This window comes from Sphingomonas sp. GC_Shp_6 (genome assembly GCF_026540835.1).
In the GTDB taxonomy this organism is placed as follows: Bacteria; Pseudomonadota; Alphaproteobacteria; order Sphingomonadales; family Sphingomonadaceae; genus Sphingomonas.
The window spans coordinates 130,084-148,409 of record NZ_JALNUO010000007.1 but is presented as its reverse complement, the minus strand read 5'-3'; the positions used below and the strand labels follow the sequence as shown (position 1 = coordinate 148,409).

Below are 18,326 nucleotides of genomic sequence, written 5' to 3'. Positions count from 1 at the left end.
GAGTGATGCTGCTTGCGTTGGTGATCGCGCAGCTGCCGCTCGTCTACCTTGCGGCCTCGGGCAAGACGGTCTGGCAGTCCGGTGCGGGCAGTCACCTTGCCGCCGGTGAGGCGCTGCGCGCATCGCTCTCAACCGTGAGCGGCCTCGGGCTGCTGGTCGCGACGGTCGTGGTAGCGCCCTTGGTCGAGGAGCTGCTCTACCGGGGTTACCTGCTCGGCGGTCTCGTCGCGCGTACCCCGACAGCGGTCGCGGTGATCGTCTCGGCCCTGCTGTTCGTGACGTTGCACGACGAAGCTGCAAACTTCGTCGCGGCGTTGTGCCTGGGCCTGGCGACGGCGATCTGCGCGGTGCGCACGCGTTCGATCCTGCCCGGGCTCATCGTCCACGTCGCCAGCAATTCGTTCGGGATGTGGTATGCGACCCTCGGGTAGGCCGCATTCTCGAAATGCTTACCAGTACGTCCCGCTTTCCCATGTCGGATGCCGAGTTTCGGGAAAAGGCAATCGGGAACAGATTACGGGAAAGTAGGGCTTCGCGCTCCCGCCCGGCACTGCGTGACCGCCTTAGCCGTCCCGCTGGCCGCTCCCAATCGGGAGGAACTATTCCGGTCAGACGTTGACAGAGCCGCGCCGTTCATCAAACGTCCGGATGAGTGCAGCGAGGCTGATTGACTCCAGACGTTCGACCAGGAGGCGCTCGGCTTCTTCCAGCGCGTCGCTCACCGCCTCGTTGACAACCGTAGCAATCTGGCAACCCGGCTCGGGACGATCGATCCCGATCGCGGACAGGCGGGGGCTGCCGACGGCCCGATGCACGTCCAGCAGCGTCACCGTCTTCAAATCGGCCGAGATAGCCCAACCACCGCCATGCCCCTTCTCCGACCGGACATAACCCGCATCGCGCAAGCCGGCCATCGTGCGGCGGATCAGGGTTGGATTGGTGCCGAGCATCCGGGCAATCGCTTCGGAGGTCATCGGCCCATCGTGCCGTGCCATGTGGATCAGCACGTGCAGCATACGCGAGAGGCGACCATCATTCCGCATGGCACCACTTTCATCGGATGCATCCTCTTGGCAAGTTTGCACCATCACGATACCTGACAGGTTGCATGATTCGGGAGCATGGCCGGTGCGTGACTTCAACAATGCCGATCACTGGGACAACGCGGCGGAGCGGTACGAGAAGGCGGCACATCCTTACACCGCCCGCTATGTCGATGCCGCGCTCGCCCACGTGCCGCTAACGCCCGCGTCCCGCGTGCTGGACGTGGCTGCCGGAACCGGCGCGCTTGCGCTCGCCGCCGCGGCGTCCGGAACCAAGGTCCTGGCGACCGACTTCTCGCCGGGCATGGTCGCGCGCATCGCCGCCCGGGGGCTACCGAACGTTGAGGCGCGAGTGATGGATGGCCAGGCGCTTGATCTGCCCGATGCCAGCTTCGACGCGGTATTCTCGATTTTCGGCGTGTTCATGTTCCCCGACTGGCGCAAGGGGCTGGCCGAGATGGCGCGGGTTACGCGACCCGGTGGCTATGGCGTCGTGGCTGTCTGGCAAGACCGCGGTGCCGGTGCCTTCCTGTTGCTTGGCCGATTGATCCGCCAGCTGTTTCCAGAGCGCGAGCTTGCGGACATGCCGCAGGCGATGGCGATCCTCAGCACGGCCGATAACCTTGCAGCGGAGCTGGTCCAAGCAGGCTATCGTGAGCCTCACATCGAGCATGTGACCCGCGACTTCGATCTCGACATGGCGGCGCTGGACGACCTTGATGGGCTGTTTGGCCCATCACCCGATTGGGCGAGCCTGGATGACATGCAGAAGGGCAGGATCATCGCCGAACTGCGCTCAATGGCTGGCGAGCGATCGCGTCTTCCTATCCCCTCCACTGCGCTGATCGGTGTGGCACGGCGGTGAACATCCTCAACCGCGAATAAAAGGCAGGCTGCCAATTTCCCGAAACTCGTTCCCAATCGGGAAAGTACGGCACTGCTTGGCAGGCCTACACCCGCAGAAAGATTTTACCACGTCAGATGCTACACCATTGATACTATTCGAGCGATAACAGAGGGATCGACCGGGTTGTAGACGATCATCCCGAGATCAGGCCGGCCATCGACGGCAAAGCCCGAGTATTCGAGCTCGATCCGGCCCAGAACAGGATGGAGCAGGCGCTTGCTGCCCTCGCCATGGAAGCGCACGTCATTGTCCGCCCACAATGCCGCAAATTCCGGACTGGTGGCGCAGAGTTCGGCGACCAGTTGGCTGACCTCCGACACCGCACCGGCGCGCGCCGCGTCGGCCCGGAAGGCACCGACGACGAAGCGCGCCGTGCTTTCCCAATCCTCCTGTGAGCCGCGCACCCGATCGTTGCGGAAGACAAGCCGCAGGATGTTGCGCTCGTGCGGGGCCAGCAGACCATAGTCGGTGAGGACGAGAGCCGCCGCCCGGTTCCAGGCGAGAACGTCCCAGGTTGCGGTCTTGATGATCGCCGGACTCGCCAGCATCGCGTCGAGCAGGCGTTGCAGCCGCGGTGTCACGCTGTCGGCCGCCTTGTACCGCACCTCGGGCGGACGACCGAGCGCGAGCATGAACAGGTGCTCGCGCTCAGCGTCGGTCAGCATCAGCCCACCAGCTATCCGGTTCAGCACGTCCGGCGATGGTGCCCCGCCGCGCCCCTGTTCGAGCCAGGTGTACCAGGTGGGACTGATATTGGCGCGCTGCGCCACTTCCTCGCGGCGAAGACCCGGCGTGCGACGGCGTTGCGCGGGATAACCGAACGCGGCCGGATCGAGGCGGCCGCGGCGGTCACGCAGGTAGGCGCCGAGCGGAGACTCCGGGGTAGTGGCCATCTCTGTTCCTGTTAGTGCTGGTACTAGGAAAAGGTCACTACTTTTCCACGATCCGGTGTTCCCCGATTGAGACGGCATCTGCAATGGAGAATGATCGATGCGTGTCTTCCTCACTGGTGCCAATGGGTTCATCGGCTCCAACATCGTCCAGGATCTGCAATGGCACGGCCATCAGGTCGTCGGCCTGACCCGTTCCGACGACGGCGCCGGTGCCTTGGTCAAGGCTGGTGCCGAAGCGTTCCGGGGTGATATCGAGGATTTTGAAGGCCTCGCTCGTGGTGCCTCGTCCTGCGACGGCGTGATCCACACCGCCTTCGATCACGACTTCTCAAAGTTCGTCGAGAATTGCCAGAAGGACGCACGTGCGATCGAAGCGCTCGGTTCGGCGCTCGTCGGAACGGACAAGCCGCTCGTTATCACCTCCAGCACCGCGATGGGGTCAGCCCGGCCGGGTCAGACCGCCACCGAGGATTGCTTCAACGCCGACAGCCCGAACCCGCGTGTGGCATCCGAGCTGGCAGGACGCGCCTTGTCGGATCGTGGCGTCAACGTCTCGGTGATGCGCAACTCGCAAATCCATGATCGCTACAAGCAGGGTCTCGTGACGAACGTGATCGAGCTTGCCCGGCAGAAGGGCGTCTCCGCCTATCTCGACGATGGCGTAAACGCCTGGTCGGCCGCGCACGTCCTCGACACCGCGGCTCTCTATCGGCTTGCCCTCGAACGGCATGAAGCGGGCGCGCGCTACCATGCGACTGCCGAAGAGGCGATCGGCTTCCGCGAGATCGCAGAGATGATCGGAAAGACCTTCGGCCTTCCCGTCCAGTCGATCGGTGCCGACGATGCCGGCGCGCATTTCGGGTGGCTCGCGGCATTCGTGGGCAAAGACATGTCAGCATCCAATACGCTGACGCTGGAGCGGTCGGGCTGGAGACCAGCCGGCGCCGGCTTGCTTGCCGACGTCCAGGCGATGGCTAAAGCGGCATGACCATGCGCGAGCGCCGGATCGAGCGCGTCCGCCACGATACTCGCCGACGTTCGCTCACCGTCGAAACCGTCGTGAGGCTGACCCCGCACATGCTGCGGATCGGCTTCACGTCGGACGACCTCGACGGATTCATCAGCCTGTCCTTCGACGATCATATCAAGCTGTTCCTCCCTGTCGAGGATGGCGGACCGAGCCAAATGCGCGACTATACCCCGCGCCGGTTCGACGTGGCGACGGGCCGTGTCACCATCGACTTCGCCCTGCACGATGCGGGTGTGGCCACGAGCTGGGCGCGGGCCGCTCGGCCGGGCGAGCGGGTGGATATCGGCGGCCCCCGCGGGTCCGCCATCATACCAGCCGACCTGGACTGGTATTGGCTGATCGGCGACGAGACCGCCTTGCCGGCGATCGGTCGCTGGGTGGAAGAGGCGGCATCAAGGCAAGCAGTCACGACTTTCGTGGTCGTCGAGCAGGACGCGGATCGGCAGGTGCTCCAAACTCAAGCCGAGTGGACCGGCCGATGGGTGGTCCGGACCGGCGACCAGGGCGACGCGGCCCTGCTAAGAGCCCTGCTCGCTGCGCACCACCTTCCGGTGGGTGACGGCTTCGTCTGGATCGCGGCCGAGGCAAGCGTCGCGCGAATTCTTCGTGACTGGCTCGTCGCCGAGCTCGGTTACCCGCGCGAACGGATCAAAGCGGGTGGCTACTGGATCAGAGGCAGGGCCGACGCTCACGACAGGCTCAGGGACTGAACCGTCCTGCCGCCAGCTTCCTATGCGGTGGTGAACTGGAACAAGGGAAGCGTGTGATGCACGATGAAGCCAATGGTCAACGCGTACAGCACGGTGCCCAGACCCACTGAACCGCCGAGGGTCCAGCCGACCGCGACTACGGTCAATTCGATCATGGTCCGTACAAGCTTGATCGGAAAGCCTGTTTGTCGGCAGAAGCCCGTCATCAATCCATCGCGCGGCCCTGGTCCAAGGCCTGCGGCGATGTATGCGCCGCCCGCGATGCCGTTGATGCCAATTCCCAGGACGAGCAGTGTCAGGCGGACGACATAGCTCTGGGGCGCAGGGATCAGCGCCAGCGCAATGTCCGTGACCGTCCCGATGATCACGATGTTGAGCACCGTCCCCAAGCCGGGCCGTTCGCGTAGCGGGAACCAGAGTGCGAGGATTGCAACGCCAACGGCGTTGACCGTGAGCCCGAAGCTGAGTCCCAGTCGAGGAGCAAGCCCCTGATGCAACACGTCCCAGGGATCGAGCCCGAGATGGGCGCGGACCATCATGGCCATTGAGATACCATATAAAATCAGACCCACGACGAGCTGGGTTACTCGCCTCGGATAGCGGGTCGGCACTACGATTATCTGTCCTTTTCGATAAGCCAAAGTCTCGCCTCTTCAAGGGTGGCAAAGGTTCTGCGGTTGTCTGACCCAAGACGTTTCACTTGTAGCGTCTGCAAACTCGAATTTACGACAACAGCAATCTTTGTAGTTTTCGGGTTGAGGCCACTCAAAAGCCCTTGGATGGCATTGATGGTCTCAGCCGACTGAACATCGGAAGCCCGACGATCAACAAGGATTTTTAACATAAAAGGAGAGCGTACAGCTGCTGCTGCGGCAAACTCCCGCTTAAAAGAATCGGTTGCCGCTCTGTCCCAAAACCCATTTACGGTGATGGACAATATGCCTAAAGCATTATCAAACGAGAATGTATACCTGTCTTCCATCGATCCTGAGCCATGAATTGTGAGCGAATATTGAGAGGTAGGCTTGACCACCCGCATTGTTCATCCGACGGCTAAGAAAAGATTGTTAGATGCTGTTTAGGGCCGACGCTTTGGCCACGCTCGCCGTTTGTGCAAGTGGGACTGTTCCGCCAATGGATAGCGTTACTTCCGCGATACGCCAGTCGGAGGTTTGTCGGATACAAATCACATGCAGGCGCCCAAGCACAAGGCGTGTTTCACCTTGCCGCTCGGAGACGATCCACATCTTCCAATCGCTGGTCGCCTCGTCGCCGTCGATTACGATCACTGGATCGGCCAGCGAGTGTTGGGAGAAGGTAAGGTCGGACGTTTCGGCAATCAGGCTGGCCTTGATCGCGTCCAGACCCTCGACCCTGACGCCTAAAGCCGGCAGATCGTAGGTCGCATTAGGCATAAAGATACTGTCGAAGGCATCGGGATCGAACGTGTCGGGAAGCCAGCCCCTATCGATGCAGGCGACGTAGCGGGCCACCAGCAGACGAACGTCCTCCTTGTCTACGAGATGGGAGATGTCTGTCGATGAAGGCGTTAGGGGCTGGTCCATAATTTCAGTAGCTCGCCGCGATCAGCTGGGCGATCCAGGCTTCCTCCTTCGGGTGTGGCATCGCTTGCGAGCGCCAGGCGACGATGCCGTCCGGCCGGATCAGCGACGCGCCTTCCGCACGGACCCCGAAGCCGATCGCGAACGACGGAGTTTCCGGGAACACGAAATCGCAGCCGATGAGCACGGGCTGAACCTTCAGCCGGTGTGCCGTGTCGATCCACTCGGGATTGGCCGAGAGCAGCACGTAGTCCGACCCGAACAGGTCCAGCGTCGACCGCCCTCCTTCTACGCCGTCTTCCCAGACGTGCGGTGCACGGGTGCCGGGCTGACCTGCCCATACCATTGGCGTCGCTGCTGCCGGCAGGTTCAGACCGGCACCGATGACCGCCGACGACCGATAGAGCTGGCCGAACTCCATCGCATCGTTACCGATCAAGGGCTCTGGTGCGAACGAGGCCGGCGCCCATTGGGCGTAATCCGGACGCGAGAAGGTCTGCTGGTGTCGGAGCCAGCCGATCGGGCGACGTTCGTCATCATAGGTGTCGAGAAGCGCTGGCTGCGCCCGACCGCTGACCACGGCCCCCAGCTTCCAAGCGAGATTCCAGGCGTCGTCGATGCCGGTGTTCGCGCCGAAGCCGCCGCGGGTCGGCGGGAGCTGGTGAGCGGCATCGCCAGCGAGGAACACACGCCCCTTACGGTATCGGTCGGCGATCCGACCGGCCAGCTCCCATCGACCGGTCGTGATGATCTCGAACGGCAGCTCTCGCCCCAGTCCTTGCAACACGGCCGCCCGCAATTCGCCGGTGTCGCGCTCGCGGTCGTCGTCGAACATCAGCACCCAACGGCCATCGCCATAGGTGGTGAGGAACGCCTTGAAGCCGGTCTGTTCTATCTCGAACTGCTGCGCGCCGCGGTCCAGCACGACATCGGCGTCGGGGCAGCGGAACAGCACGCTGCGCAGCGTGCGAAGGTGACCGACACCGCTTCGGGTGATGCCGAGCCCTTCGCGGATCGTACTGTCAGCCCCGTCGCAAGCGATCACCCAATCCGCTGAAATGGTTTCTTCCAAACCACTATCGCGGTTGCGCACTCTGGCGGTCGCGCAGATTTCGTCCTGATCAAGCGCGACCAGCTCCACGCCCAAGTCCATTTCGGCACCAGCTTCGACCGCCGCTGTTCGCAAGATCGGCTCCAGCTTGTCCTGTGCGATCGCAGCGCCGGTACAGGGTGACAAAGCCGCGCTACGGTCGGCGGGTTCGCCGGGCGTCCATTCGCTCTCGGCGATCCAGTCGCTGAACAGGCTATCGACGCGAACGCGGCGTAATCGGGCGCTGGGATCGGCCTGCGGGATGCGGTCCGCAATCCCGCAGGCACGGTAATGCTCCATGGTGGTCTCAGTGAACCCCATGGCGCGTGGATGAGGGGCGCTGCCCCGATGTTTGTCGATAAGCAGATGCGGAACGCCATGGTGGCGCAAGAAGACGGAGGCAGAAAGGCCGACGAGGCTTCCGCCGACGACGAGTACAGGCACATGGCGCATGGTGAGCGTCCTTGGTCACGATGCCGCGGGCACGGCGTGAGGACGATTGCCGAACCAGTCCACAAGCTATGGCAGCAGGCTCAACACCTGCTTGACCGAACCTGCGGGGAAGGAAGGCAAGCGTCCACCCCGTCGTGGTCCGCGGCCCTTCGGGCTGGAATTGTACCCAACGTCACACGCTGAGTTGACCGGGGCTCACCACGCCGGTCCACCTTTCTCGACCTCTATGAGGTACAGCGAGCAGAACGATCTTGCAACGGACGTTCGCTTCTCGACCTGCCACCTTACCTGCTTTTCCCGATTTACCATCCCAAACGAGCCCGCTCGCGCCGTCCCTCTGCTCGCTCGCCGGGGACGGTACAGCAGCCTAGCAGGCAGCTATTCCTGTCCCCGGCGAGCGATGCGCCGGAGCGCCTGCGGCGGCAGGCCATATAGCCGAACATAGGCTCGGCGCATCCGCTCGGGATCGCCGAAGCCGACAGACCGGGCCACCTCTTCGATCGGTTCGACGCCCTCTTCAATCCGGCTGCGTGTCGCCTCGACCCGGAGCCGTTCGACTGCCTTGGCTGGCGTTTCGCCGGTTTCCCGCCGGAACGCACGCCCGAACTGGCGAAGGCTGAGGCAGGCGGCCTCCGCTAGCCGCTCCGCCGGCAGCGGCTCGGAAAGATGGTCGCGGGCGAAGCGCAGGGCGTCGCGAATGCGATCGGTTTCACCGTCAAGCTCAGAGAGGGTGGAGAATTGCGACTGACCGCCGCTGCGGCGATGATAGACGACCAACTCTCGCGCCACTGCACGCGATGCCGCCAGGCCCAGATCGTCTTCGATAAGGGCAAGCGACAGGTCGATGCCAGCGCTAATCCCTGCCGAGGTCCAGACCGTCCCGTCGTTCACGAAGATGCGATCGGGCTCGACGATCGTGCGGGGATAGTCGCTCTGCATCTTCGCCGCGAGTCGCCAGTGTGTCGTCGCTTGGCGTCCATCGAGCATCCCTGCCGCCGCCAGCATGAAGGCGCCTGTGCAGACGCTCGCCACGCGCCTCACCCGCGCCGCAGCCGCGGTGAACGCGCTGAGTTGCTCCTGTTCCAACATCGGCGCGATGTCGCCCCCGACCATCACCAGCGTGTCGAGCGTCACGCTTGCCACATCGCCCGCCGTGACGCCGATACCCGAGTTACCGACAATCAAGCCGCCCCCTGCCGACAGGGCATGAACGCGGTAGGCAGGAGCACCGTCGTCCCTTGCGGCAGTTTGGAACGCGCAAAGCGGCCCAGCAAGATCAAGCATCTGGTGTCCGGGGCATACAAAAAAACCGATGGTGCGCATGTGGCGCATTATGAGGGAACAATGTCGTTCACGCCACACCGCGCTTACGGCATCGTGGCAGAAAGGAGATTGCAATGGCCGACCTCACCACGATCCTGATCCCGATCTACGACGGCGTGACGCAGCTCGACTTCACCGGGCCACACCAGTTCCTCGTTCGCACCCCCGACACCCAGATCATCGTGGCGTCGGTTGCGGGTAAGCCGATCACTTCACACGGGCTCGTTTTCGCCGAGTTGGCGGACTTGGCGAAGGTTGAGCACTGCGACGTGCAGAGGTAGCACAGTCCATCCAGCTCGCCCTCGAATATGCGCCCGCTCCCCCGTTCGATGCAGGCCGACCGGACCTCGCCCCGGCGTCGGTCCTCACAGCGGTCACGGCGCAGTTGGCCGCAAGCAGGGACATGAACCGTCCACGGGTCGCAAAAATCGCAGAACGCGTCATTGCACGGACGTGATTGGTTTTCCCGTAATTCGATCGATTCCGAGAACGCCCGCGCCGTCTCGCTGGCCGTTCCAATCGGGCACGCCCAAGCCACTTGACTCCCGTCAGGCCAGACCTGACAGTCAGGGTGAACCTGACAGGAGAGTCGATGTGGACGCGATCGTATGCTGCTCTTTCTGCGGCAAGTCAGAACAGGAGATTATCAAACTCATTGAGGGGCCAGGTGGCGTCCACATATGCAACGAGTGCGTCGAGCTATGTCGTTCCGCGATGGGCGACCAAACCGCCGCACCGCCCGATTTCCATCCGGCCATGTGGCCAACCGAACGCCTCCTGGCCGCCCTTGGACCGCTTAACGCGACGGCAGAAGCGCACCGGCGTCATTTAGGCGACGTGGTGGATGTGCTTCGGACGCGCAACGTAAGCTGGGCAAAGATAGCTCATCCCCTCGGAGTGTCGCGGCAAACAGCCCATGAGCGATTTGGGTAGGCGTTCCCGATCAACGATCCCTTACGAGACGGGTGGGGGTAGGGCTCCCGTCCTTTTTCAACAGCCCCAGGCGTTTCCGGCCAAGTCGGGTAGCTAGCCAAGGGCCGATCCGATTGGCGTCCAAGCTCGCGTCCCTTTTTCAACAGCCCCGATCGTTGATCGGGAAAGGCCAGCATTGGTGAAAGCGGAAGTTGCAGACGGCCGCGTTTCCGCGCACCTTGGCGGAAAGGGGAACAGGAGGATGGGTATGCTCAAGATGTTCGCCCGCTTCGTGGCGGCGGTCGCGCTCACCTTCACTTGTCAGGGATACGTCATGGCTGAGCAGGCAGGTCACGTCACCGGTGTCGGCGGCGTCTTCGTCAAGAGCAAAGACCCGAAGGTGCTCGCGCAGTGGTATCGCGAAGTGCTTGGCCTTGATGTCAAACCATGGGGCGGAGCGGCATTGCCGTTCGATGCTCCGGGCCACCCTCCGAAAGTGTCCTGGACGGCCTTTCCAGACTCCAGCGACTACATGAGCCCTTCAAACCGGGAGTTCATGATCAACTTCGCGGTCGACGACATGGATGCAATGATCGCGCGGCTGACCGCGCACGGCGTTCCAATACTGAAACGTGATGACGAGGACGCTTTCGGTCGGTTCGCCTGGATACAGGACCCGGATGGCACCAAGATCGAACTCTGGCAGCCGAAGCGGAGCTAACGAAGGCCCGTGCCTTTGATCATCGCCTTCATACAAGCTTCCTCGTTTAAAAAACTAGCAACGGTCTGTAGAACGCGCTCATCGCTCCGCCGATCAGAATGCCTGGATTTCGGGATGAGAAGCGTTCACCGTGACCCTCGAGCTGGGTCGCTCCACCCCAGGCCGAGCGCCTTTTGGACGGTGATGTAGCTGTTGGTGAACTGAGCCGTCGCCTGCGCGACCGAGATGGTGGCGGAGTAGCGCTGCCGCTCGATGTCGAGCTGGTCGATGGTGGAGCTGGTGCCGCCCTGGACGCGCAGCGCGTTAAGTCGGGCGGACCGCGCGGCGGACTGCTCCGCTTGAACGAGTTGGGCAAGCTGCTGGCGGTAGTTGCCGAACTGCGACAGGCTGTTCTCCGCATCCTGCAATGCTTGAAGCACCGCCTGACGGTACTGCGCGTCCGCCTGGTCGCGCTGTGCCTCCGATTGGCGCACCATCGCCCGGTTGCGCCCAAAGTCGAGGAACGACCAGCTCAGCTGCGGGGCGAGCAGCGCGCTGAACTTGTTGGGATCCACTACGTCGCGGAGCGCGGTGCCACCCAGGCCCAGGATGCCACGGAAGCTGAGGCTCGGAAACATCTTGGCCTTGTTGACGCCGATCTGCGCGGTGGCGGCGGCAAGCGCGCGCTCGGCCGAGCGCACATCCGGGCGATGCGCGATCAGCGTCGCGGGATCGCCGATCGGCACGGCGGCGGGCGGCAGCGGCACCGGCGCGGCGGTGGACAGCGTATTGTCGAGCGCGCCGGGCGTGCGCCCGGTCAGGACCGCGAGCTGGTCGCGATATTGATCGATCTGCGCGCCGAGTGGCAGGTTCTGCGCGTCCGTCTGGTTGAGCTGCGTCTGGAGCCGCTCGACGTCCAGCTTGGTGGCGGTTCCGCCGGCGTAGCGCGTGCGGGTGAGCGCGAGCGCCTGCTGCTGGAGTTTGGTCGATTGCCGGTTCAGGTCCGCCCGGTGCTGCACGTCGCGTAAGTTGACATAGGCCTGAGCGACTTCGGCCGAAAGCGACACCTGCGCGTCGGCGAGATCGGCGAAGCGCTGCGCCAGGGTAGCGCGCGCGCCCTCAACCCCGCGCCGGCCGCCGCCGAACAGGTCGGGCTCCCACGAGGCGGTGCCTCCCAGATTGTAGAAGTTGAAAGAAGTCGACGTGGCGCCGCTCCCCGTCGTTGTGGTCGTGCCAGAGCCCTGTGCGTTACCGATGTCGATGCCCGGCAGCTGGGCATGGAGGTAGCTGGCAGAGGCGCTGACGGAGGGTAGCTGGTTGACCTGCTGCGAGCGGAGCTGCGCGCGCGCTTGACGGATCGTCGCCTGCGCTTCGTCGATGCGTGGACTGTGCGCGAGCGCGTCGTCCACCAGCGAGTCCAGTGTCGGATCGCCCAAAGCTTCCCACCAGCGCGCGAGACCGGGAGCGGGCGTGAGCGCCGGGTCTTGCGCGCGCACGAAGGTTCCGCGCGCAGCCGCGTCGGCGGCGGTGCGTGGCGGCCCGGCGTAGTTCGGCCCTACGGTGCAGCCCGCGAGCAGGACGAGGGAGAGGGGAAGGAGCTTCTTCATCAGTGCATCGCCGCCGGCTTCGCATTTTTGGGCAAGGGGCGCAGGAAGAACACGAGTGGCAACACCGCCAGCGTGCCCACGCCCATCAGCCAGAAGATGTCATTGTAGGTCATCACGTATGCCTGGTTCATGATCTGCTGTTCCAGCTGCCCGGCTGCCGGCATCAGCCCGCCATTGGCGCCGACGTAATGCTGCACCGTGTAGGAATTGGCGTTCAGCGTTTCTTCGATGCGGCGCTCGTGCAGCCACAGGCGCTTGTCCTGAATGATTGAAATGCCCGCCAGCGCGAAGCTTCCGCCCATGTTGCGCATCGCATTGAACAGCCCGGAGGCATCACCCGCGTCTTCGCGCGGCACCGACTGCACCACCGCCTGACTAAGGAACATGAAGCTCAGGATCTGCCCGAAGCCGCGCAGCAATTGCCCGTCGGTGAAGTCGTGCCCGACCGACAGGCTGTTCAGCCGCGCGTTGAGAAGGGCCGAGCCGCCCATGAAGAGCAGGCCCATCGCCACCGCAAGTCGGATATCGAGCCGCTTCAGCAGCACGGGTACGATCGCCATCAAGAACAGGCTGGGGATGCCCGAGATCATGACCACCAGCCCCGATTGCAGCGCGTTGTACCCCGATACGTTGGCGAGGAACTGCGGTATGACATAGGACGTGCCGTAGAGCGCGATCCCGACCACCACGCCCATTACCGACACCGACCCGAACTGTCGGTCGAGCAGCAGTGACAGCTTGATGACCGGCCGTGAGGCGAAGCGCTGACCCGCGAACAGGCAGATGAAACCGACCACGCTCAGCGCCGTGGTGATCTGGATGAGCGAGGAGTCGAACCATTGCACCCGCTGGCCTTCCTCCAGCACCACCGTCATGCCGCCCAGCCCGAGGGCTAGCCCGATGATACCGAGCCAATCGGCCTTGGCGAGCTCGCCCAGGTTCGCCTTCTGGTGCGGCAGGCCGACCAGCAGCAAAATCACCAAGGCGACGCATAGCGGCACGTTGAGAAAGAAGGCGTAATGCCAGCTGACATTCTCGGCCAGCCAGCCGCCGATGACCGGCCCGACCACCGGCCCCATGATCGCGACCACGCCGAACAGCGCGGTGCCGATCGGCTGCTGCTCGCGCGGCAGCCGCTGGGCGATGATGGTCTGCGCGGTGGGGATCAGCGCGCCGCCGGTGATGCCCTGCCCCGCCCGCCCGACGATCATCATGCCCAGGCTGTTGGCCGAGCCGCAGATGATCGAGAAGCCGGTGAACAGCACGGATACGCCGAGCAGCAGCGTGCGCAGGCCCAGCACGCGCTCCAGCCAGCCCGAGAGCGGAATGATGATGATCTCCGCGATCAGATAGGCGGTGGAGATCCACGTGCCTTCCGTGCCGCTCGCCCCGATCTCGCCCTGGATGGTGGGCAGCGCCGAGTTGACGATGGAGATGTCCAGCGTCGCCATCAGCGCGCCCAGGATGCCGGCGATAACGGCTAGCCACGCAGCAGCGTCCGCCTTCTCCCCGCCGCCCGATGATGTCGCGCCCGCCACCGCCATGTCAGTTCCGCCGGTCCAGCTGCTTCTGCTCGTCGGCAATGTGCTTCAGGTCGCCCTTGGCCGCGATCGTATCCACGGTCACGTTCACCGAAAGACCTGGGACGAGCAGTTTCCACACATCCTGCGTCGCTTCGATGGAAATGCGTATGGGCACGCGCTGCACGATCTTGGTGAAATTGCCCGTCGCGTTGCTGGGCGGGATCAACGAGAACTGCGCGCCCGTCCCCGGCGACACGCTTTCCACGCGGCCGCGCAGGCTGACGCCCTTCAGCGCGTCCACCTCGATGGTGGCGGGCTGGCCGACGCGCATCAAACCGACCTGCGTCTCCTTGAAATTGGCGGTGATGTAGAGCCGGGTGAGTGGCACCAGCGACATCAGCCGCGTTCCCGACTGCGCATACTGGCCGACCGTCACTGTTTTGTCGCCGATGCGCCCGTCCACCGCCGCGCGGATCAGCGTCGCGCCGACGTCAACGTTGGCCGACGCGAGCTGGGCGCGCGCGCCTCGCCCCTGCGCCTGCGCCTGGCGGATCTGGGCGAGATAGGTGCCGATCCGGCGCTGCTGCACCACCACCTGTGCCGCCGTCGCGCGGGCGTTGTCGCTCGACTGCCCGGCAGTCGAGCGGAGCTGCGCAAGCTGCGTGCGCGTCTCGGCGCCGGCCGCGGCCAGCGGCGCGTAACGGTCGACCTCGCTAGCGTCATACGCCGCCTTGACCCGGTTCGCGGCGAGCTGGGCGCGAGTCTGCGCGACCGTCGCATATTGTTCGCGGATGGAAGCGCGAGCGCTGTCCGCGCTGGCGTTCGCCTGGGCGATTTGCGCCTCGGCCTGCGCCGCTTGCGCTTGGTAGTCGCGCGCGTCGATCCGCACCAGCGGCTGACCTGCCTTCACGTCCTGGTTGTTGGCGACGAACACCTCCGCGACGTAGCCGTTGACCTTGGGCGCGATCGTCACCGCGTCGACCTGCACATAGGCGTCGTCGGTACCCTGGAGATATTTGCCGCGCGTCTGATAGTGGATGAACCAGATCACCACTGCGACCAGTACGACGACGCCGATCAACAGCAGAATGATCTTGGTGCGACCGCTCATCTTCTTCTTGGGCTTGGCATTCCCATCGCCCTCAACCTTGCCGCCGCCGGAGCCCTGGCCACCGGCATCACTTTGGCCGCCGCGCTCGGCGGTCGACGGATCGCCTTCCGGTTGGCCGCCCTTGCGGGCTTCGTCGGCGTTGGAAGAGCTGTCGGTCATCGGGTCACTCGGTTCGAGGTTCGGCTTGTCGGCAAGACGGTTTGATCCGGGCATCAGCGCGACATCGTTTACGGACGGCTACGCACCGGCCTCATCCGATCATCCGCGAGCCCGACGCCTTCCACGCGGCGTAGACGCCGCTGGCGTGCGTGTCGCGAAGAGGAGGCGCGGCAGTGGCCGGTAATGCGGGCGGCGGCTTGGCATGATCCAGACGCTCCAGCACGGCTTGGCGGGCGCGGTGCGTACGGCTGCGCAGTGTGCCGGCGGGGATGCCCAGCCGCTCGGCCACTACGTCCACGCCGGCATCGTCGCTCCCCACCGCTATCAGCGCCTCCGCTTGGGCGGGCGGCAACGATGCAACGACGCGATCGAGGTCGCGCATGTGAAGGCCCGCCTCCTGCGAGGCGGGCTCGCTCATCAACTGAATCAAAACCTCCTCGGGCAGGTCGACTTGCCACCTGCGCCGTCGGATGCCCGACAGGAAGGTGTTGCGCGCGATCCGGAACAGCCAGGCTCTGAAGCTGGTGCCGGCCGCGAACCGGTCGCGGGCCGCCCATGCGCGCAGCAACGTGTCCTGCACGAGGTCGTCCCGCGCGCTTTCGGTGGCCGTTAGCCGCTGCGCATAGCGCAGCAAGGCGCCTCTGGTCCGGACCGTTTCGGCCACGAAGTCGTAGTCGAGTTCACCTTCGCCGAGTGCGGCGGCGGCTGCGATTGCCATAACTGCCTCTGATGGAGCAAACGCTTTAGCGTCATGTACACAACGTCGTCTACTTAATGCAGCCGAGTAGGTCAAGGCTCAGACTGCCTGTCGACGATGGCGACAGACCAAGGTCATAAGCGGGGCAAGTCAAGGTTGTTCTGGTATCCTGGATCAGATACTTCGAGTTGCACTTGGCAGGACGCGGTTAAGGAGAGGGTCTGGCGGGCTCACTGCGGGTTGCTCCGCAGTGTCCCGGTGGTCATGCTTCGCCGGAACGCTAAGTTTGGTCGGCGAATGTCGGCGTGGCGTGCGTGGGAGAGAGGAAACGCAGATGGATGTGCAGGTACCCACGCGAAGGCACGGGCGTCCGACGCTCGATCAGGCGGTGGCTATCCGGGAAGGCTTCTTGAATGAGGCTTTCGTCATGTTGTCCGAACGCGGGGTGCACGGTTTCTCGATGGACGCCCTTGCCAAGGCGAGCGGCGTGACCAAGCGGACCATTTACCGCCAGTACGAAAGCAAGATGGCGTTGATCGAAGCCGTGGTGGAGCGCGAGGTCCTTCGGTTGTCGAACAATGACGGATTGTCAGACGAGGGCGAAGTGCTGCCGCTTAACCGGCTGCGGCGGTGGGCTCGGCGACTGTTCGGTTACTTGTCACGGCAGGATACCCAACGGCTTGCGCTTTTGCTGCGGGTCGCCAGTCTTACGGAGCCTTGGGCGGCCGAGATGCTGGGCGTGTGGAGCGAACGCTTATTAGACTCGGGTCGCCTTCTCGTCGTCGCGTCGCAAAACGCCGGCGAGCTTCGCGATTGCGATCCGCAGGATATGATCGAACTGTTGCTAGACCTGATTGACCGGTTCTCCAACCGCAAGCGGCATCTCACAGGCGAGGCGATCGCGGGTGCTCCAAATCCAGAACATTGGTTTGACCGGCGCTGGAGGGCATTCCTACATCTGGCGCGGCCGGACTGGTCTCGTCCCATCGCAGCGGACGATCAGTAACAACTTAATCCTTCTGACATCGCACAGCTCAGCGCCACGAGGCTACGCCGCGCATCGATCGAGTCGCCAGTCAACGACATGAGGCCCATCTAAACGGTCTGCTCTAAGCAGCGCAGTCCAGTGGTCATGAGAGTGAACGAAGGTCCGATTACGCTACAGTGCGAACAGAAAGCGGCCGGGCCGTAATCTACCAATCTGCTCACGATTTCGGTCGAGATGGAGTCTAACTGGGCGAGAGCGCCGGCGTTAACCAGTTGGCTATCCGCACCGGCGACACCGTCCAGCCCTTCCGCGTCTCAGTTCTAGCAGGGCGTCACGTTTCATGGCTAATCCAGTACCTTGCGCCCATTTTGCCGTTCACGACCCGTAGAACAAGCTCGGACAGAGCAAAACGGTTGAAGAGAGGTTCCACCAACGGTTGAGAATGCCGCTGTCGCAGCTGCCAAGGGGCAGTTTTAACCTTCTCAATTGGGAACGGCGGTCGAGAAGACCGGGACGTTCTCAATTGGGCATTGAATTGAGAGGTCCGCCGTTGATCGCCCTGCCAGGGCATCAGCAAGTGACCGGCGCGGCACCTGCAAACCCTTGCAATGCAAGCTACGTTGAGCCAATACCCTTGCATGACAAGGCAATCAGATGATTCGCGTGATGCGATCAGCAGGTGGGAGGTCCAGCTGCGCAAAGGCGTGCTGGAGTTCGTCATCCTGCTGTCGCTGGGCGAACGGGAGCAATATGGCTTCGAGCTGATCTCCGGCATTGCCAAGCGCGCAGCGATCGATGTGCCGGAAGGAACGCTCTACCCGCTGCTGCTGCGGCTTGCGAAAGACGGATTGATCTCGTCCCGCCTGGCCGAGGGTGATGGAGGTGCGCCGCGCAAATACTACGCCCTGACACTCCAGGGCCAAGAGCTTCTGCAGGGCATGATCCCATCATGGTCGAAGCTCGCCGCCTCGGTCGATCGTCTCCTGCCAGGAGTGCCCGCATGACCCCCGCTTTCACCGATCCTGCCGCGCGGCGTCGCTGGAATGCCTATTTCGCCGACGTGAGGCGCTCGCTTGCACGTACCGGGGCCGACCCCGCCGAGTTGCAGGGCGACCTGGAAGCGCATGTCGTAGACAGCATGGCGGCTGCTCCGGGCGGCAGCGAACTGGAGCGGCTGGATCTGGCCTTGTCCCGTCTCGGGCAACCCGCGGACTATCTGCGCCCGCTGCTCGCCGACCAGCTGATCGAACGTGGAACGCGGACCTACAGTCCCGTCACTATCGCTCGCGGCCTCTCCCATTCCGTCCTGGCGGGCTCGCGCCGTATGGTGATCGGGCTCGGCTTTGGTCTTGGCTACCTGTTGCTGGCCATCTTTGCGGGCATGGCCATCCTCAAGCCGCTGTGGGGCGAGCATGTGGGCGTGTTCCGCAACGCCGACGGCACGGTCAGTGCCGGCATCGTCGCGGGCGCCGATGGAGCCCAGGAACTGCTTGGCTGGTGGTCGATCCCGATCGCTCTGCTGCTGGCGGGGCTGCTCTACATTGTTCTGACAAGGGTCTGCGAGTGGTCCGCCATCGACGGTAATCGCTTGCTCGAAAACCTCGTATAACAAGGAAAG

Annotated in this window: 20 protein-coding genes and 1 pseudogene; 10 read left to right on the top strand and 11 right to left on the bottom strand. The window is 63.8% G+C overall.

Translation table 11 applies throughout. The features are described 5' to 3' along the window. Positions 1-5: 5 nt before the first annotated feature. Positions 6-431, top strand: coding sequence for a CPBP family intramembrane glutamic endopeptidase (locus tag OXQ95_RS10680; protein WP_267381534.1), 426 nt, complete (start codon positions 6-8; stop codon positions 429-431). A 177-nt stretch (positions 432-608) separates the two neighbouring features. On the opposite strand, the gene OXQ95_RS10675 is transcribed toward OXQ95_RS10680, so the two are convergent. Then, entirely contained in the window at positions 609-1,016 is a 408-nt protein-coding gene (locus OXQ95_RS10675; RefSeq protein ID WP_346731931.1) for an Rrf2 family transcriptional regulator, read from the bottom strand. Positions 1,017-1,128: 112 nt separating this feature from the next. Here OXQ95_RS10675 and OXQ95_RS10670 point away from each other — a divergent pair, with 112 nt between their 5' ends. Then, complete coding sequence (locus OXQ95_RS10670) at positions 1,129-1,908, top strand: class I SAM-dependent methyltransferase (protein ID WP_267381533.1); 780 nt, start codon at positions 1,129-1,131, stop codon at positions 1,906-1,908. A 119-nt stretch (positions 1,909-2,027) separates the two neighbouring features. Here OXQ95_RS10670 and OXQ95_RS10665 read toward each other — a convergent pair whose 3' ends face one another. After that, positions 2,028-2,843 (bottom strand): helix-turn-helix transcriptional regulator, encoded by an 816-nt coding sequence (locus tag OXQ95_RS10665; RefSeq protein ID WP_267381532.1) that lies wholly within the window; start codon positions 2,841-2,843, stop codon positions 2,028-2,030. Positions 2,844-2,940: 97 nt separating this feature from the next. Between OXQ95_RS10665 and OXQ95_RS10660 the strand changes: the two genes are divergently transcribed. Then, positions 2,941-3,831 (top strand): SDR family oxidoreductase, encoded by an 891-nt coding sequence (locus OXQ95_RS10660; protein ID WP_267381531.1) that lies wholly within the window; start codon positions 2,941-2,943, stop codon positions 3,829-3,831. Further along, positions 3,828-4,583 carry a siderophore-interacting protein gene (locus OXQ95_RS10655; protein WP_267381530.1) on the top strand — a complete coding sequence of 252 codons (756 nt, stop codon included), beginning with the start codon at positions 3,828-3,830 and terminating at the stop codon, positions 4,581-4,583. The genes OXQ95_RS10660 and OXQ95_RS10655 overlap by 4 nt, the downstream gene beginning before the upstream one ends. Before the next feature lie 20 nt (positions 4,584-4,603). Here the strand turns inward: OXQ95_RS10655 and OXQ95_RS10650 are convergent, their stop codons facing one another. The 5 genes from OXQ95_RS10650 to OXQ95_RS10630 form a co-directional block, all read right to left on the bottom strand. Continuing rightward, positions 4,604-5,128: a hypothetical protein gene (locus tag OXQ95_RS10650; RefSeq protein ID WP_267381555.1), complete on the bottom strand. Its 525-nt coding sequence runs from the start codon at positions 5,126-5,128 to the stop codon at positions 4,604-4,606. A 71-nt stretch (positions 5,129-5,199) separates the two neighbouring features. Continuing rightward, positions 5,200-5,622, bottom strand: a complete 423-nt coding sequence (locus OXQ95_RS10645) for a hypothetical protein (protein ID WP_267381529.1) — start codon at positions 5,620-5,622, stop codon at positions 5,200-5,202. Between the two features lie 28 nt (positions 5,623-5,650). Next, a complete protein-coding gene (locus OXQ95_RS10640; RefSeq protein WP_267381528.1) occupies positions 5,651-6,148 on the bottom strand; it encodes a nuclear transport factor 2 family protein in 498 nt (165 codons plus the stop codon). 4 nt (positions 6,149-6,152) lie between these two features. Beyond that, entirely contained in the window at positions 6,153-7,688 is a 1,536-nt protein-coding gene (locus tag OXQ95_RS10635; RefSeq protein WP_267381527.1) for an FAD-dependent monooxygenase, read from the bottom strand. Between the two features lie 378 nt (positions 7,689-8,066). Beyond that, positions 8,067-9,011, bottom strand: coding sequence for a helix-turn-helix domain-containing protein (locus OXQ95_RS10630; RefSeq protein ID WP_267381526.1), 945 nt, complete (start codon positions 9,009-9,011; stop codon positions 8,067-8,069). A gap of 74 nt (positions 9,012-9,085) precedes the next feature. Here OXQ95_RS10630 and OXQ95_RS10625 point away from each other — a divergent pair, with 74 nt between their 5' ends. The 3 genes and pseudogenes from OXQ95_RS10625 (at position 9,086) to OXQ95_RS10615 (ending at position 10,644) form a co-directional block, all read left to right on the top strand. Then, positions 9,086-9,292 carry a hypothetical protein gene (locus tag OXQ95_RS10625; protein ID WP_267381525.1) on the top strand — a complete coding sequence of 69 codons (207 nt, stop codon included), beginning with the start codon at positions 9,086-9,088 and terminating at the stop codon, positions 9,290-9,292. Between the two features lie 313 nt (positions 9,293-9,605). Further along, positions 9,606-9,716 (top strand): annotated as a pseudogene (locus tag OXQ95_RS18815) (ClpX C4-type zinc finger protein); the annotation flags it as partial. A gap of 475 nt (positions 9,717-10,191) precedes the next feature. Beyond that, on the top strand, positions 10,192-10,644 hold the full coding sequence (locus OXQ95_RS10615) for a VOC family protein (protein ID WP_267381524.1): 453 nt from the start codon (positions 10,192-10,194) through the stop codon (positions 10,642-10,644). 125 nt (positions 10,645-10,769) lie between these two features. Here OXQ95_RS10615 and OXQ95_RS10610 read toward each other — a convergent pair whose 3' ends face one another. From OXQ95_RS10610 to OXQ95_RS10595, 4 genes are all read right to left on the bottom strand, one after another. After that, entirely contained in the window at positions 10,770-12,230 is a 1,461-nt protein-coding gene (locus OXQ95_RS10610; protein ID WP_267381523.1) for an efflux transporter outer membrane subunit, read from the bottom strand. Further along, positions 12,230-13,774, bottom strand: coding sequence for a DHA2 family efflux MFS transporter permease subunit (locus tag OXQ95_RS10605; RefSeq protein ID WP_267381522.1), 1,545 nt, complete (start codon positions 13,772-13,774; stop codon positions 12,230-12,232). Before OXQ95_RS10605 ends, OXQ95_RS10610 begins: the two co-directional genes overlap by 1 nt. A gap of 1 nt (position 13,775) precedes the next feature. Further along, a complete protein-coding gene (locus OXQ95_RS10600) occupies positions 13,776-15,023 on the bottom strand; it encodes an HlyD family secretion protein (RefSeq protein WP_346731947.1) in 1,248 nt (415 codons plus the stop codon). A 91-nt stretch (positions 15,024-15,114) separates the two neighbouring features. Beyond that, entirely contained in the window at positions 15,115-15,741 is a 627-nt protein-coding gene (locus OXQ95_RS10595) for a sigma-70 family RNA polymerase sigma factor (protein WP_267381521.1), read from the bottom strand. 313 nt (positions 15,742-16,054) lie between these two features. Between OXQ95_RS10595 and OXQ95_RS10590 the strand changes: the two genes are divergently transcribed. From OXQ95_RS10590 to OXQ95_RS10580, 3 genes are all read left to right on the top strand, one after another. Then, entirely contained in the window at positions 16,055-16,726 is a 672-nt protein-coding gene (locus OXQ95_RS10590; RefSeq protein WP_267381520.1) for a TetR/AcrR family transcriptional regulator, read from the top strand. Between the two features lie 602 nt (positions 16,727-17,328). Further along, positions 17,329-17,712 carry a PadR family transcriptional regulator gene (locus OXQ95_RS10585; RefSeq protein ID WP_267381519.1) on the top strand — a complete coding sequence of 128 codons (384 nt, stop codon included), beginning with the start codon at positions 17,329-17,331 and terminating at the stop codon, positions 17,710-17,712. Beyond that, positions 17,709-18,317, top strand: coding sequence for a hypothetical protein (locus tag OXQ95_RS10580; protein ID WP_267381518.1), 609 nt, complete (start codon positions 17,709-17,711; stop codon positions 18,315-18,317). The genes OXQ95_RS10585 and OXQ95_RS10580 overlap by 4 nt, the downstream gene beginning before the upstream one ends. The last annotated feature ends 9 nt before the right edge of the window (positions 18,318-18,326 follow it).

Excerpts from the sequence above, each read along its gene's own strand:
- OXQ95_RS10625 (WP_267381525.1), top strand. The coding sequence starts at position 9,086 with ATGGCCGACCTCACCACGATCCTGATCCCGATCTACGACGGCGTGACG.
- OXQ95_RS10595 (WP_267381521.1), bottom strand. The coding sequence starts at position 15,741 with ATGGCAATCGCAGCCGCCGCCGCACTCGGCGAAGGTGAACTCGACTAC.
- OXQ95_RS10640 (WP_267381528.1), bottom strand. The coding sequence starts at position 6,148 with ATGGACCAGCCCCTAACGCCTTCATCGACAGACATCTCCCATCTCGTA.
- OXQ95_RS10600 (WP_346731947.1), bottom strand. The coding sequence starts at position 15,023 with ATGACCGACAGCTCTTCCAACGCCGACGAAGCCCGCAAGGGCGGCCAA.
- OXQ95_RS10605 (WP_267381522.1), bottom strand. The coding sequence starts at position 13,774 with ATGGCGGTGGCGGGCGCGACATCATCGGGCGGCGGGGAGAAGGCGGAC.
- OXQ95_RS10660 (WP_267381531.1), top strand. The coding sequence starts at position 2,941 with ATGCGTGTCTTCCTCACTGGTGCCAATGGGTTCATCGGCTCCAACATC.
- OXQ95_RS10655 (WP_267381530.1), top strand. The coding sequence starts at position 3,828 with ATGACCATGCGCGAGCGCCGGATCGAGCGCGTCCGCCACGATACTCGC.
- OXQ95_RS10645 (WP_267381529.1), bottom strand. The coding sequence starts at position 5,622 with ATGCGGGTGGTCAAGCCTACCTCTCAATATTCGCTCACAATTCATGGC.
- OXQ95_RS10680 (WP_267381534.1), top strand. The coding sequence starts at position 6 with ATGCTGCTTGCGTTGGTGATCGCGCAGCTGCCGCTCGTCTACCTTGCG.
- OXQ95_RS10580 (WP_267381518.1), top strand. The coding sequence starts at position 17,709 with ATGACCCCCGCTTTCACCGATCCTGCCGCGCGGCGTCGCTGGAATGCC.
- OXQ95_RS10665 (WP_267381532.1), bottom strand. The coding sequence starts at position 2,843 with ATGGCCACTACCCCGGAGTCTCCGCTCGGCGCCTACCTGCGTGACCGC.
- OXQ95_RS10590 (WP_267381520.1), top strand. The coding sequence starts at position 16,055 with ATGGATGTGCAGGTACCCACGCGAAGGCACGGGCGTCCGACGCTCGAT.
- OXQ95_RS10650 (WP_267381555.1), bottom strand. The coding sequence starts at position 5,128 with ATGGCCATGATGGTCCGCGCCCATCTCGGGCTCGATCCCTGGGACGTG.
- OXQ95_RS10675 (WP_346731931.1), bottom strand. The coding sequence starts at position 1,016 with ATGCTGCACGTGCTGATCCACATGGCACGGCACGATGGGCCGATGACC.
- OXQ95_RS10630 (WP_267381526.1), bottom strand. The coding sequence starts at position 9,011 with ATGCGCACCATCGGTTTTTTTGTATGCCCCGGACACCAGATGCTTGAT.
- OXQ95_RS10615 (WP_267381524.1), top strand. The coding sequence starts at position 10,192 with ATGCTCAAGATGTTCGCCCGCTTCGTGGCGGCGGTCGCGCTCACCTTC.
- OXQ95_RS10610 (WP_267381523.1), bottom strand. The coding sequence starts at position 12,230 with ATGAAGAAGCTCCTTCCCCTCTCCCTCGTCCTGCTCGCGGGCTGCACC.
- OXQ95_RS10635 (WP_267381527.1), bottom strand. The coding sequence starts at position 7,688 with ATGCGCCATGTGCCTGTACTCGTCGTCGGCGGAAGCCTCGTCGGCCTT.